The organism is Nocardia niigatensis NBRC 100131, from assembly GCF_000308655.1.
GTDB classification, from domain to species: Bacteria; Actinomycetota; Actinomycetes; order Mycobacteriales; family Mycobacteriaceae; genus Nocardia; species Nocardia niigatensis.
This window is the reverse complement of the sequence record NZ_BAGC01000034.1, coordinates 1-13,108: the sequence shown is the minus strand read 5'-3', so window position 1 is coordinate 13,108 and position 13,108 is coordinate 1. Positions and strand designations below refer to the sequence as shown.

Here is a 13,108-nt window from a genome sequence, read left to right as displayed (position 1 = left end):
CTCCCGCCTCTCCCGTCCGCGTAGTCGTTGAGCCGTTCCGCGGTGCGCGATACCCGGTTCGACAACCCCGCTACCGCGCGTTCGCCCAGAGTCCCAGCGAGAGTTTGCACGGACTGCTGGAGCAAATCCGTCGGGGCGGACGAACGAACTGTCTGCTGCGCGGTTTCTCCGGCGCGGGTCGCGGTTTTCGCAACTCGGCCGACAGTGTCGGCCGCGACCTTGCCAACTCCATCGGTCTTGTCGCGCAACGCCTTCGACATCGATCTCACCTCCTCGTGCGGTGCACGGGGGCCCCGTCGGTCTCCGCGCGAGAACGCCGTCGCACCGTCGAGGCCGCAGACCCGGACCTACGATCCGCAGTCCTGGCGGCCGTTGTCCGCGAGCGTGTCGCTCTCGGCCTGGCTGCCCGCGCCCGCGCGGTGGGCTGCTCCCCGTGCTCCTCGTCGTCGCGGCCAGTCCCGGACTCGGTCCGGTTCTCGACATCCGCGTCTTCGCCGGCAGACGCTTCTCCGGTGTCCCAGGAGGCTTCCTCACCAGCCTGGTCTTCGCCCGAATCCGCCTCACGCGACCGATCTCGATCAGGGGTTGGGCCCTGCTGCAGCCGTGTGTTCAGCGCGTCGATGCCATTGGTCGCGGCGGTCACAGCTGCAGACCGGACCGCACCCGCCAACTCGCCGCGAACCGTGTCGCTGAGCTGGGCCAGTTCAGGAGACGATTTGAGCATTGAAGTCCCCCGCTCCAGCAGCTCCCCGGGCATTCCCGAAGACCGCTTCGCCATCGCGGCACCCGCCAGCGACAACGCGAAACGCATCTTGCGCGTGCGACCCAACACGTAACCGATGCCCACCCCTATAGCTATTCTTGTGCCACCTTTCATGGCTTACTCCTTGCTTGCTCGACTACCACTGCACCGATACGGCTTCGGGTCGGTCGAGCGATGACGCCCCAATGAGTGGGGCAGGCCATATTGCGAATAACCTCTTCATAGCGTACGCCCCGCTACCACCCTCCTTGTCCGCCGCAATCGGGATGGACCCAACCGCGATCGGCCAGGCGAACCTGGTCTTCTGCCAGTGTGAGCGCGCGTGGGGTAGGCCGTCGGGAGCCGGGCGGCAAGGTGTCGGGGGCCATCGATCGGCAAACGACCACACTGGATAGCCATGCCCCGGATTGCGCCCGGCAATCACTGCGCCCATAACGAATTCGGACCGGTCACCACACACCCCGAGACACGATCCCGGCCGGTCTGCGATGTCGAGAAATCGCCGAACGGCCTACCGAAGGTCGCTCTCCTCCCCGCCCGCACCAAGGAACCGAGATCGGGCCGCGACGAATCCGGTTGTACGGCAACACCTCTCATGAATTTCTCAAGACAATGAGGGGGCGAACCGCGAGGTTGGTAGCCCGTCTCCTCGGCCCCCAGCGCGTCCAGCATCGCCAGCGGAGCGTTCTCCCCGTCATCGGGACACGCCGCCTCCAAAGAGCTGCTCTGGTAGGCGTTGGCGGCCAGCAACGCCTGCGTCAGCTCGCCCTCGTCCACCTCCAGTTCGGCGGCCGGCTCGCGAGCCTTCGGCATCCGCCCCAGGCGCTGGGCGAGCGCTTCGATGGCGACGCCGAGCCGGACCTGGGTCTCCTTGACCCGTCGCGGCACCCGCACCGCCCAGGTGCTGTCACGGAAGTAGCGGCGAACCTCACCCATGATGGTCGGGACCGCGAAGGACAGGAAACGGGAGCCGCGCATGTTCGTCGGGGTGGCAGCCTGGCTGCTCGGGATGGCGGGACACTCGATCGGCGGACGCACGCACCATTGAACTGCGTCGATGAACTGCCGCGCCGCCTGCCGGCGATTGACCGTCGCTCCGGCGGGTATCGCGCCGATATGGCCATCTCGATGGACAGGCTGCTACACGCGCTGACACGGGCGGTGAACACGCTCGCGCAGACCGATATTCGGTTCGCGGTGGCCGGCGGCTGCGCGGTGTACGCCCGAGGCGGCCCCGTGTCGGACCACGACGTGGATCTCTTCATCAAGCCCGCTGACGTTTCCCGGGCGCGCAGCGCGCTGGTCGCAGGCGGTCTGCGGGCTGCCGAGCCGCCGGAGGACTGGCTCACCAAAGCGTACGACCGGGACGTCCTCATCGACTTGATCTATCGTCCCAACTGCCGCGAAGTCACCGATGAGATGCTGGATCGCGCCGACGTCATGCGCGTCGGGTCCACGGTGGCCCCGGTCATCAGCGGGACCGACCTGATGATCGACAAGATGCTGGTGTTCAACGCGCACCGGCTGGACCTGGCGCCGCTGCTACGGATCGCACGCGACCTTCGCGAACAGGTCGACTGGACCGAGGTACGCGTGCAGACCGAGCACTCGCCCTACGCCCGCGCATTCTTCGGCCTGCTGGCCGATCTCGACGTGATCGGAGTGTCCTCATGACCGAGCTTCCGCACTACGACACCGCGCATGTGCATCGCGCCCTCGCGGAGGATCCCCGCACCTCCGAACTCGGTGTCCAGGTCTATCTGCGGGCCGGCACCGTCGTGCTGACCGGCGCCGTGGCCACCGAAGAGCGCCGACGCCAGGTGGAACTCGTTGTCCGTGAACAACTCCCCGAATCCCGAATCCGCAACGAGGTTCGTGTGACCCCGCGGGAGATCCCGGGAACCGTCGAAACGCTGGGAATGTGATCTCGGAAAGGACAGTGGCACATGCGTATAGCTGCCGTCGGCGATGTTCATGTGGGCACCGATTCACGGGGCTTGTACCGCCCCGCACTCGAGGATCTGCACCGGCACGCCGATGTCCTGCTCCTCGCCGGGGATCTGACGAAGTGTGGCACCGTGGCCGAAGCCCGAGTCGCCGCCCGCGAATTCTCCGGGCTCGGGATCCCGGTGGTTGCAGTGCTCGGTAACCACGACTATCACGCGGATGCCGCGGGCGAAGTGGCCGCAGTCCTCGCCGATGCCGGGATCGTGGTCCTCGAGGGCACTGGCGTCGCATTAGGCATAGACGGGACAGTCCTCGGGATCGCCGGCACGAAGGGCTTCGGCGGTGGCTTCGCGGGCCGGTGCGCGAGCGTCTTCGGCGAACCCCTGATGCGGGAATTCGCTTCGCACACCGTTGATCTCGCCGATTCTCTGCACATCGCGCTCGATGCGCTCGACACGGATATCCGTGTCGCGCTGACCCACTACTCCCCCATCGAGGCCACGCTGGTCGGCGAGCCTCGGGAAATCTTTCCCTTCCTCGGCTCCTATCTGCTCGGCGAGGCGATAGACACGGCCGGCGCCGACCTGGCCCTGCACGGCCACGCCCACGCCGGCACCCAGCACGGCCAGACGCCCAGCGGCATACCGGTCCGCAATGTCGCTCAACCGGTACTGGGCGCGGCCTACGCGGTCTACGAACTCCATCCGAATACTGTTGCGGGGCTGACTTTGCGCGGCTGACTCGTAGTCCGTCTCGGTCGCGTCGAGCATCGCGAAGTTCACCGCCCGACCGGGTCTGTGACGCCTTGTGCCCTTCGCTCCGGAACCGGCTGAACTCCACAGCGACCGAACATCCACATGCAGGGTGCCCGCTGCTGACCGACAGCGAATCGGTCAGCGTTTCCACGAAATGCCAGCCGAGGCTGTGTTCGATCACTCCCCCATCACTGGTGGTCATCGCTGTAATTCGCACGCCCGCAGCAGCAGGGCCTCATGCGCGGCGAGCACGACACGCAGCACCGTCCCCACGGTGATCAGAACACCTGCTCTGCCGCAGACTCGGCCGACGATCCGCGAGAGCCCGTGAGCCGGCGCCGACCGGTTACCGCGCGATTGCAGGGGTAACCGCTCAACGACGACACCCTCGAGAGATCGGAGTGGCAATGGCCGCATCGACAACCGCCGCATCGTCGAGCCCTGAGCTGAACGCCGTCGCCCTGGTGTGCACGCTGAAGCCGTCACTTCATGAGTCCAGTAGCGATCTGATGGCCCGGCGGATCCTCGATCGGCTCGCCGAGCACGGCGTCGAGGGCGAAGTCGTGCGGGTCGTCGACTACGACGTCCGTCCGGGAATCAGCGCCGACGAAGGAGAAGGAGACCAATGGCCGGCTATTCGCGAGGAGATTCTCGCCTCGGAGATCCTGGTCATCGCGACCCCGACCTGGGTCGGGCACATGTCGTCGGTGGCTCACCGGGTGCTCGAACGCCTCGATGCCGAACTCTCCGACACCGACGCAGCGGGCCGACCGGCCATGACAGGGAAGGTAGCCGTCGCCGCGGTCGTGGGTAACGAGGACGGCGCTCACAAGCTCGTCGCCGACCTTTTCCAGAGCCTCGACGACATCGGCTTCACCATCCCCGCCCAGGGCTGCACCCATTGGAACGATCAGGCCATGGGCAGCACCGACTACCGGGACCTGCCCGCCGACCCCGACGCGGTCGCCGAGACCACCGCCACCCTGGCCCGCAACACCGCCCACCTGGCCCGCCTGCTGTCCGAACAGAACTACCCCGCACCGTGAGTGCCGCCGACTTCATTCCCCCGCACGCCGACCTGACCGGACTGCGGAAAGCCGCGCGGAACTGCCACGGCTGCGCCCTCTACCGGTTCGCCGAACAAACGGTTTTCGGTGAAGGACAACCTGATTCCGACATCGTGATGGTCGGCGAGCAACCCGGCGACCAGGAGGACCGGCAAGGACACCCCTTCGTCGGACCGGCCGGGCGACTGCTCGATCGCGCGCTGGCCGACGCCGGAATCGACCGCGACCAGGTATATGTCACCAACGCCGTCAAGCATTTCAAATACGCCGTGCGCGGCAAGCGACGAATTCATCAGCAGCCCAACCGAACCGAAGTCGTCGCCTGCACGCCATGGTTCGAAGCCGAGCTCCAGGCGATTCGGCCGCGACTGGTGGTCTGCCTGGGCAGTATCGCGGCCCAGGCACTCTTCGGGCCCAGCTTCCGAGTCACGGCCGAACGCGGGCGCTTCATCCCGCATGCCGGCTATCTGGTGCTCGTCACTGTGCACCCGGCATCGGTGCTCCGCAGCCCCGAGCGGGACCGCGCCTATACCGAGTTCGTCGAAGATCTGAAGACGATCACTCCGAGACTGGCCCGCCCCTGACGGGTCGCGCGGGGGTCGGCTGCCTCTTCGAGTGGATCGGCGTCGAGGGTGGATACAGATACTGTCTGCGACCCGCGGCATCTCGCCCCATCGCCTGAAAATGACCGTTGGGATGCGGGCAGATCCACACCCCGCGCCGAGCCGGGGGAATCGCCAGGGCACGAACGCGATCCAGGATCTGCTCGTCGCGCACCACCTGGCCGGCGGTGGTGGCGTAGGAGAACCCGCGCCCACGTCGCCGGCGGATGATGCCCGCACCGTCGATGGTGTTGCGCCGCAGCCGCATCGGGCCCGCTCAGTATCTCCGCGGCGCCGGCGGCTGCCGGTCGGCGCGGTGGTCGAACATGACGCCTCCTGGCCGCGGTTTCGGTGTGCTGTGGCCGGATACCCCGCTGCGGCGAAAACAACCTGGTGACCTGCTCGTTTAGGGCGCTGGAGCCAGGGTACAGCGACCTCACCGAGCACAGGTTCGTACGCGAGCTCGGCGGCCGTCGGAGGGTACGGCTTCGATATCCATTGCAACGGAATCAGATTCGCGATCTCCAGGATGTGTATTCGAGGCATTTTGTGAAGGAGGAGCAGACATGGGTAGCAGAACAGGCGACCCGCGCGAGCGCGCGGATCTCGACGACGATGACGAGGCCGATTTCGCGGACGAACACGAGAATGTGACGACCGATCACCAAACGGACGGCGAAACCGAATCGCCACAGGGATTGGGCGGGATGGATCCCCGGAGTGGCGGGGCGGTTTGACCGGCTGCGGCTATGAAGAAAAGCTGCTGCCAGGGTGGGTGACAACTGTGGCATGCGGCCCTGCATTTGCACCTGATTCGGCGGGCGCGGGTCAACCATTTCTTACGATTGCCGCGGCCACGAGCCAAGTACGATGAGAAAGATCAGCAGTAGCTGAGATCGAGATCGCCAGCACCGTGGAACCCCCATGAAGTGTCACGAGATCATCGAGGCCGTGCAACAGTCAGCCGAACTCACCCGCGAGGAGGCCAGCGCCGCCGTCACGGCCGTCCTGAGCGCCTGCGCCCGGTGTCTTCCGGCCCTGGTACGGCATCAATACGGCGAACAGTTGCCGGGTCTGGTGGAGGAGTCGATGGAGCCATTCGGCAACCCCCATCCACTCGATGCCACCCATGTGATCGCTGAAGTCGGGTGGCGCCTCGAGGTCGCGCCCACGCGGGCCTGCCGCCTGACCTGGGCCGTGCTCAACGTCCTGCGGACCCAGGATCCGGACTTTTTCGCTGACCTCACCACCCAGCTGGGCGCCGACGTCGTGAGCTTGCTGACCGCCGAGCAGGAACCGGAACCTCCGTCTCCGAGGTGAGCACCGCGGCCACGGCCGGCCGAGGTGCCGGGGCCCCTCGCAGACCTGAGTGGACAGTCGGGTTGCGGGGCGGGCGATCCGATCGATCTTCCTGAGCCTCGGCTGTTCGGTGCGGCGGCGACCGCCAACAGTTGCGAGCGTGTGATGTGCGGAAACTGGGTACGCCACCGGCAAGATCGCATACTCGACCGAGAGGAGCAGCCCGATGTCTGCGATCGATGACTACGCACGGCAGGTGGCTGCCGCAGCCACGCGGTCCGGCCACACCGTTGCGATCGCGGAATCGCTGACATGCGGCAGGCTCGTCGCGGCATTGGGCGCAGCGCCCGGCTCCTCGGCCTGGCTGCATGGCGCGGTCGTGGCCTACAGCACCGCTGTAAAACAGCGGGTGCTGGGAATGCCCGACGCCCCCGCGGTTTCGGAGGTCGCCGCTTCGGCGATGGCCGGCGGCGTGCGTGAGTTGCTCGACACCGACATTGCCGTGTCGGTGACCGGGGTGGGTGGTCCGGATTCACAGGATGGTGAGCCCGCAGGCTCTGTCTGGCTGGCGGTGGACAGCGCCCGCGGTATCCGCGCTCGACATGAGCTATTCCATGGCACGCCCGAGCAGGTAGTGCAACAGACAATCGAAGCGGCGCTGTGCATGATCCTCGACGCACTGCAGGAACCCAGCGAAAATCGATGTGGTGCATAGCTATTCGACCGAAAGGCGCTCGACCGCGATAGTTGCGCAGTGGGAAACCACGCGAACTGGCGTCGGAAACTTCTTTCCGGGCAACCGATTACGCCATCGAACACTCGGGTAGGCAAGGGAATGTGAGCGGCGGCAAGGATCGCCCACCACATGAAAGCACCGACCTCGAAGGAGGATTCGCGATGCCGAAGGCGGTCACCACACCCATCAGGGGCGCTGACCTCGCTGGCGTTCGCTGATCGAATCGCTGGGTCCGGCGGTTTGGGCCGGCCCAGCTCTCGCCGATTCGCCGGGTTCGCTCGCACGCGGTGTTCGACGAAACGATCGCCGACCACCTGCGCGGAAGGAGGTCAGCCGTGTTCGGGAACCGTGATTTCGTCTGGTGAACGGTCGAATCGCAGTCCGCGCCAGGACGGGTGGCGCTGGCCGGCGGGCGTGATTTCGCGGTAGGCGATGTCGCCGATGAGGTTCGGTTGGACCCAGTGGGCGGTGGCGGCGATCGAGGGTGGGATCGGGCCGGTGACCGGCGGCGTCGGGGCGGCCAGCGCGAGAAGTTCGCGTTGCAGGACACGGCGGGCGGTGTCGCTGAATCCCGACCCCACGGCTCCGAGCAGGACGAGCCGGCCGTCGTGGTCGTGGGCGGCCAGGAGCAGGGACCCGAACACTTCGCTGCTGTGATGGCCGGGTAGCCAGCCGACCACTACTGCCTCGGTGGCACGGCGCAAGGGCAATTTCCGCCAATCTTCTGAGCGTCCCGCCTTGTAGACCGAGTCGATGCGTTTGCCGATCACGCCTTCGATGTCGTGTTCGGCGGCGACTTCGAGCATCCGTGAGACCGGGATGTCGCGGTAGAACGGTGACAGCAGCAGCGGGCCGTGCGGCAGTGCCAGCCGTTCGAGGTGTCCGCGACGTTCGAGATAGGTCAGCCCACGCAGGTCCCGGCCGGCGAAACCCAGAAGATCGAACACGTAGAGCTGCGCCGGCATCGCGTGAATCAGGGCCGGGCTCGGTCTGGTGACGCCCAGGCGGTGGCCGATGCGGGAGAACTGCGGCACCCCCAGCTGGTCGGAGGCGACGAGTTCGCCGTCGAGGGTCATCTCCCGCCCGGCGGCCAGGGCGAGCAGGGCGTGGGCGATCTCGGGAAAGGCTGCGTTGAGGGGGTTGCCGTTGCGGCTGACCATGTGGCACACGCCGTCGGAAATCCATGCCAGGCAGCGGATTCCGTCGTACTTCCATTCGTAGGCGTACCGGCGGTCGTCGTCGGCGGGAGCGGGTCCGGCGGTGGCGAGCATCGGCAAGGGAACGCGCACCATGACCAGTAGCGTACCGACATAACAAACCGAACGGTCACATTATGTTGGTCGGCTTCTTCCCGGCCGAGGGCCACAGTGGCGTGGGGGCGGGCGGCACGGGCGTCCGGGCCCGATAAGCGCTGCGCGAAGCCCTCGGTCCACGCAGACGACTGCGACTCTTCGATGAGCTCGGCGCGCCGTCCGGTCCTCAGGCCAGTGGCGCCACTGTCGCGCTTCGCGCCGCCGGGCCGGGCCCGCATCGCCAGCAGCCGCACACCTCAGGAGACATAGGCGTCCACGCCGGTGCCGTCCGGTTATCGCCGACCCATCAAACAGCGGCGGTGGCTCGAAATACCCTATCAGCGGCCAGGATTCGGCAACAGCCTGGATCAATGCCGACCGATCGGCTTCGATCGACAGAGGACTGCCGATCGTCCATGCGATTGAGATTCCGCACGATGAGCAAACAGCTGCAGGCCTCAGCACGGCCGAACCGTCGCTGCCGTAGGGCTTTTGGATCAATGCGACTCCGGCACGGCTCACCATGAACTTTGACGAGCCGTTGCGACACCCCGACAGCGGCGCCGACTGGCGGTGATCCATGCGCCGGCCGGTTTCGAACCGCATTCCGGCGCATCGACAAACTCGCCCGCATCGCCGACCGCGGCTACGCGCGGTAGCCGTCGGTTCCGGCGCGGGACATGACGATGTTGGGGACCACCGCGCGGGCGGACAACCGCATCAGAGAGTCGACCATTTCGACCACGTCGTTCACCGTCAACATCTCTTGCGGGGGGACCCGGTCGTGGATCCAGGCGCTCATATCGGTGTCGACGTAGCCGGGTGCGATCGTGGTGGCGGTGACACCGTTCGCGGATTCCTCGGCGTTGAGGGTCGTGACCAGAGAGACGAGTGCGGCCTTGGCCGCCCCGTACACCGACAGCCCGGCCTCGGCATATACGCCGGTGATCGAGGACAGTGCGATCACCTTCGCGCCCCGATCGGGTTCGGCCGCCGCCGCGGTGCGCAGCAGCGGAAGGGCACCCTGGATGAGTTGCAGTGGGGCACGCAGGTTCACGGCGAATGTTCTGTCGAACCGGCGCAGCGACGCGTCCGCGATCGGTTCGGCATAGCCGACACCGGCGTTCAGAATCAGGGCCGACATCGCACCGAAGCGGCGCTCATGTTCGACCAGCACCTCGCCCACACCCTCGACGTCGGACATATCGGCCGCCACCTGGGTGACCTCCGTGGCACCGGCCGTACGCAACCGGTCCGCGACCGTATTCAGGCGGTCGGCGTCGCGCGCGGTGATGGTCAGCGAATACCCTTGCTGGGCAAGACGTTCCGCGATTCCCAAACCGATTCCGCGGGATGCGCCGGTGATCAGGGCCGTTTTCGATGCCTCACTCAATTCCGGTCTCCTTTCAACGCGCGCAGCCCGGCCGCCATGAATTCCGGTGTCGCCTCGGCCGCCTTCTCGGCGGCCGATCCGGCGTCGGATCCGCGGTGGGCTCGATGGGTGATGCCTTCGGCGATCACGCCGAGCTTGAAGTTGGCCAGTGCGATATAGAAACCCCAGTCGACCAGTTCGCGACCGGACGCGACGGCATACATCTGTGCGAGAGCGTCGGGGTGCGGCAGCCGCTCACTCGTCCACGCGGCCCGGGTCCCGAGCACCAGATCGAATGCCGGGGACCGGTACACGCACATCAGCGCGACATCAGTAAGCGGATCGCCGAGGGTGGACAGCTCCCAGTCCACGACGGCACGAATCTTCGCCGGATCCGAGGGGTCCACGATGGTGTTGTCGATGCGGAAGTCGCCGTGCACGATCGCCGCGGGCGACTCGGGCGGCAGCGCGTCGGCCAGCGCGGCACGCAGTGTGGCGACGTCGGCCAGTTCGCGCGTTTTGACGCGATCCCATTGTGCTGCCCACAGATTCACCTGCCGGGCGACGAACCCGCTCGGGCGCCCGAACTCGCTCAGCCCCACCGCGGCGGGATCCACGGCGTGCAGGTCGCCAAGCACCCGCATCAGCTCGCCCACACCGGCGGTGACCTGATCGTCGGTGAACGCCGCGAGATCGTCCCGATCGCGAACGACCGCTCCGTCGACGAATTCGACCACGGTCGCCGGCGCGCCCAGCGCCGTTCCCTCGGCATCGAAAGCGACCGTTTTCGCCACCGGCACAGCGGATTCCTGCAGTGCCCGGGTCACGGTGAATTCGCGGGCCATATCGTGCGCCGACGGCGTGAGACCGGCGACCGGGGGCCGCCGGACGACCCACCGCGACACCTCGTCGTGGGCGACGAAGGTCAGATTGGACCGTCCGCCGCTGATCAGCTCGACCTGCAGCTCGCCGCGCACGTCCAGGCCCTGCTCGCGCAGAAACCGTTGCAGCGCGGCCACATTCATACCGGGCAGATTCATCGCACGTCCGGGCGGGCGCGCCGGGCGGCGCCGACCGCGCGTTTGGCGATCGCCCACCGATGTACCTCGGACGGCCCGTCGTAGATCCGGAACGGCCGCACCTCACGCGAAAGCCGCGCCAACGGCAGATCGCCGGAAACCCCGAGCCCACCGCACATCTGCACGCTGCGATCGACGATGCGGAAAATCGCCTCGGCAGCAAAGGTTTTCGCGATCGAGGTGGCATTGGCGGCAGGTTCACCACGGTCCAGTTCCCAGCACGCCCGAATCAGCAGCGCCCGAGTGGCGGCGATATCGATCTCGTTGTCCGCGATCATCTTCTGGATCATCCCGAGATCGCCCAGCCGCGACCCGAAACCCTCGCGTTCGGCCACATACGCCACCGCGACATCGTGGCCGCGGCGAGCGGCGCCGAGCCAGCGCATCACGTGGGTCATCCGAGCCGGCCCCAACCGCACCTGCGCGTATTCGAAACCGCGATCGACCGCGCCCAGCACCGCTGAATCCGGCACCAGCACATCGTCGAAGAACACCTCGCAATGACCGCCGATCATCGACCGATCCAGGGTATCGATATGACGTTGCACCCGGATTCCCGGAGTCTCGGCCGGCGCGAGAAACATCGTCGCGCCGCCACGCTGGCCCGGTTCACCGGAGGTGCGCGCCATGATGATGAACAAGCCCGCCCCGTCGGCACCGGTGATGAACCACTTGTGCCCATTGATCCGCCAGCCACCCTCGCTGCGTACCGCGCGTGTGGTCAGCGCCGCCGGGTCCGAGCCCGCACCCGGCGCGGGCTCGGTCATCGCGAACGCCGAGCGCACATCGCCGCGCGCGAGCGGTTCGAGATACTGCTGCTTCTGCTCCGGGTTCGCGATATGGGCGAGCATGTGCACGTTGCCCTCGTCGGGCGCCGCGATATTCAACGCGGTCGGACCGAACAGCGAATACCCGGCCTCCTCGAAGACCGGAGCGCGATCCGACATGCCCAAGCCGTGTCCGCCGTATTCCACCGGCGCATGCGGTGCGAAGACCCCCACGTCCCGCGCCGCCTGCTGCAGCTCTACCCGAACCTTGTCCCCGCCCGCAGACTCGATGTCACCACCGTGGGAATCCTCCACCGGCAACACCGTCGCCCGCACGAACTCCCGCGTACGCTCGGCCAACTCGCGGACCTCGGGCGAATAGGACAACTCGATCGTCACACGCACTCCTCACCTCAGTGGCCGAACGATCGCTCGGCTCCTGACTGAAAAGGACAGTGCCATGCAATGTTTGCACTTGTCAACGCAACAATGAGCGAATCATTGGTGTTCAGATATACTGAACAGTGTGACACGCGCGGAACAGGTTCGACACACGATCGGGGCCCGGCTCAGAACAGCCAGGACGGCCGCCGGGCTTTCGCTGCGGGAGGCCGCTCAGCGAATCGGCGTCAGCCCGGCCACCCTCAGCGCCATCGAGAACGGCAAAACCGGCGTATCGGTGCCGCGCCTGCACACCCTGGCGGCCGAGTTCGGCACCACCGTGCCGTGGCTCATCGGTGAGCACGACTCGCCGGCGCCACCCGACCGGACACACCTGACCCGAGAACGCACCGAGACAGGTCGAGACGAGCAACCCGTGCGCGCCTGGCGCGATTTCCCGCCACTGCCCCTGGACCCCGTCCTCGCCGCGGCCATCGACTCGTTCGTCGAAACCGGTTATCACGGCGCCACCATGCGCTCGATCGCCGAACGTGCCGGGATGAGCGTGCCCGGCGTCTACCACCACTACCGCGACAAACAAGAACTCCTCGTCCGAGCTCTCGACCTGACCATGGACGAACTGCACTGGCGCGTCGGCGCCGCCCGCGGCGAAGGCACCACGGCGCTACAGCGCTTGGTCAACACCGTCGAAGCACTCGCACTGTTCCATACCCACCGCCGCCGGCTCGCCTTCATCGGCGCCAGCGAGATGCGCAGCCTCACCCCCACCAACCGCCGACGAATCGCCGCATCCCGCAATGAGATTCAATACCTCCTCGACGAACTCATCACCGCCGCGATAACCGAACAGGGCCGGCCCCACGACCACGCGCACGTCGCCGGACGGGCCATCGCGACCATGTGCACCGCACTGCCACAATGGTTCCGCCTCGACGGGCCCACCTCCCCCGAACACATCGCCACCCAATACGCCGATTTCGCCCTGGGTCTCCTGGGTCTACCGTGCAGACAGCCGACAGTTGCTCGG

Annotated in this window: 14 protein-coding genes and 2 pseudogenes; 9 read left to right on the top strand and 7 right to left on the bottom strand. The window is 66.7% G+C overall.

Annotated features, from left to right (window positions below):
• Together ON33_RS42705 and ON33_RS44370 are read right to left on the bottom strand one after the other, a co-directional pair.
• Positions 1 to 260: pseudogene (locus tag ON33_RS42705) on the bottom strand (SRPBCC family protein); the annotation flags it as partial.
• Positions 261 to 1,183: 923 nt separating this feature from the next.
• On the bottom strand, positions 1,184 to 1,741 hold the full coding sequence (locus ON33_RS44370) for a sigma-70 domain-containing protein (RefSeq protein WP_083868782.1): 558 nt from the start codon (positions 1,739 to 1,741) through the stop codon (positions 1,184 to 1,186).
• A 150-nt stretch (positions 1,742 to 1,891) separates the two neighbouring features.
• Here ON33_RS44370 and ON33_RS09505 point away from each other — a divergent pair, with 150 nt between their 5' ends.
• The 5 genes from ON33_RS09505 (at position 1,892) to ON33_RS09485 (ending at position 5,116) form a co-directional block, all read left to right on the top strand.
• The gene (locus ON33_RS09505; protein WP_245550447.1) at positions 1,892 to 2,437 is read left to right on the top strand and encodes a nucleotidyltransferase family protein; all 546 of its coding nucleotides are present in this window, start codon (positions 1,892 to 1,894) and stop codon (positions 2,435 to 2,437) included.
• The gene (locus tag ON33_RS44365; RefSeq protein ID WP_040857561.1) at positions 2,434 to 2,688 is read left to right on the top strand and encodes a BON domain-containing protein; all 255 of its coding nucleotides are present in this window, start codon (positions 2,434 to 2,436) and stop codon (positions 2,686 to 2,688) included. The genes ON33_RS09505 and ON33_RS44365 overlap by 4 nt, the downstream gene beginning before the upstream one ends.
• Before the next feature lie 21 nt (positions 2,689 to 2,709).
• Positions 2,710 to 3,450 (top strand): metallophosphoesterase family protein, encoded by a 741-nt coding sequence (locus ON33_RS09495; protein ID WP_040857559.1) that lies wholly within the window; start codon positions 2,710 to 2,712, stop codon positions 3,448 to 3,450.
• A gap of 422 nt (positions 3,451 to 3,872) precedes the next feature.
• Positions 3,873 to 4,511, top strand: coding sequence for a flavodoxin family protein (locus ON33_RS09490; RefSeq protein ID WP_051151837.1), 639 nt, complete (start codon positions 3,873 to 3,875; stop codon positions 4,509 to 4,511).
• The gene (locus ON33_RS09485; RefSeq protein WP_040857558.1) at positions 4,508 to 5,116 is read left to right on the top strand and encodes a UdgX family uracil-DNA binding protein; all 609 of its coding nucleotides are present in this window, start codon (positions 4,508 to 4,510) and stop codon (positions 5,114 to 5,116) included. Before ON33_RS09490 ends, ON33_RS09485 begins: the two co-directional genes overlap by 4 nt.
• Positions 5,117 to 5,168: 52 nt before the next feature.
• On the opposite strand, the pseudogene ON33_RS43195 reads toward ON33_RS09485, so the two are convergent.
• A pseudogene (locus tag ON33_RS43195) lies at positions 5,169 to 5,402 on the bottom strand (DNA topoisomerase IB-related protein); the annotation flags it as partial.
• 298 nt (positions 5,403 to 5,700) lie between these two features.
• Between ON33_RS43195 and ON33_RS41050 the strand changes: the two are divergent.
• The 3 genes from ON33_RS41050 (at position 5,701) to ON33_RS09475 (ending at position 7,148) form a co-directional block, all read left to right on the top strand.
• A complete protein-coding gene (locus ON33_RS41050; RefSeq protein ID WP_157184458.1) occupies positions 5,701 to 5,871 on the top strand; it encodes a hypothetical protein in 171 nt (56 codons plus the stop codon).
• Positions 5,872 to 6,058: 187 nt separating this feature from the next.
• The gene (locus ON33_RS09480) at positions 6,059 to 6,454 is read left to right on the top strand and encodes a DUF2267 domain-containing protein (RefSeq protein WP_040857557.1); all 396 of its coding nucleotides are present in this window, start codon (positions 6,059 to 6,061) and stop codon (positions 6,452 to 6,454) included.
• A gap of 205 nt (positions 6,455 to 6,659) precedes the next feature.
• Positions 6,660 to 7,148, top strand: a complete 489-nt coding sequence (locus ON33_RS09475) for a CinA family protein (protein ID WP_040857556.1) — start codon at positions 6,660 to 6,662, stop codon at positions 7,146 to 7,148.
• A 350-nt stretch (positions 7,149 to 7,498) separates the two neighbouring features.
• Here ON33_RS09475 and ON33_RS09470 read toward each other — a convergent pair whose 3' ends face one another.
• From ON33_RS09470 to ON33_RS09455, 4 genes are all read right to left on the bottom strand, one after another.
• Complete coding sequence (locus ON33_RS09470) at positions 7,499 to 8,461, bottom strand: ATP-dependent DNA ligase (protein ID WP_040857554.1); 963 nt, start codon at positions 8,459 to 8,461, stop codon at positions 7,499 to 7,501.
• 646 nt (positions 8,462 to 9,107) lie between these two features.
• A complete protein-coding gene (locus ON33_RS09465) occupies positions 9,108 to 9,854 on the bottom strand; it encodes an SDR family NAD(P)-dependent oxidoreductase (RefSeq protein WP_040857553.1) in 747 nt (248 codons plus the stop codon).
• Positions 9,851 to 10,873, bottom strand: coding sequence for a phosphotransferase family protein (locus ON33_RS09460; RefSeq protein ID WP_040857566.1), 1,023 nt, complete (start codon positions 10,871 to 10,873; stop codon positions 9,851 to 9,853). The genes ON33_RS09465 and ON33_RS09460 overlap by 4 nt, the downstream gene beginning before the upstream one ends.
• Positions 10,870 to 12,078, bottom strand: coding sequence for an acyl-CoA dehydrogenase family protein (locus tag ON33_RS09455; protein ID WP_040857565.1), 1,209 nt, complete (start codon positions 12,076 to 12,078; stop codon positions 10,870 to 10,872). Before ON33_RS09455 ends, ON33_RS09460 begins: the two co-directional genes overlap by 4 nt.
• A gap of 127 nt (positions 12,079 to 12,205) precedes the next feature.
• Between ON33_RS09455 and ON33_RS09450 the strand changes: the two genes are divergently transcribed.
• A partial coding sequence (locus ON33_RS09450) for a TetR-type transcription factor C-terminal domain-containing protein (RefSeq protein ID WP_040857563.1) occupies positions 12,206 to 13,108 on the top strand: 903 nt, incomplete at its 3' end.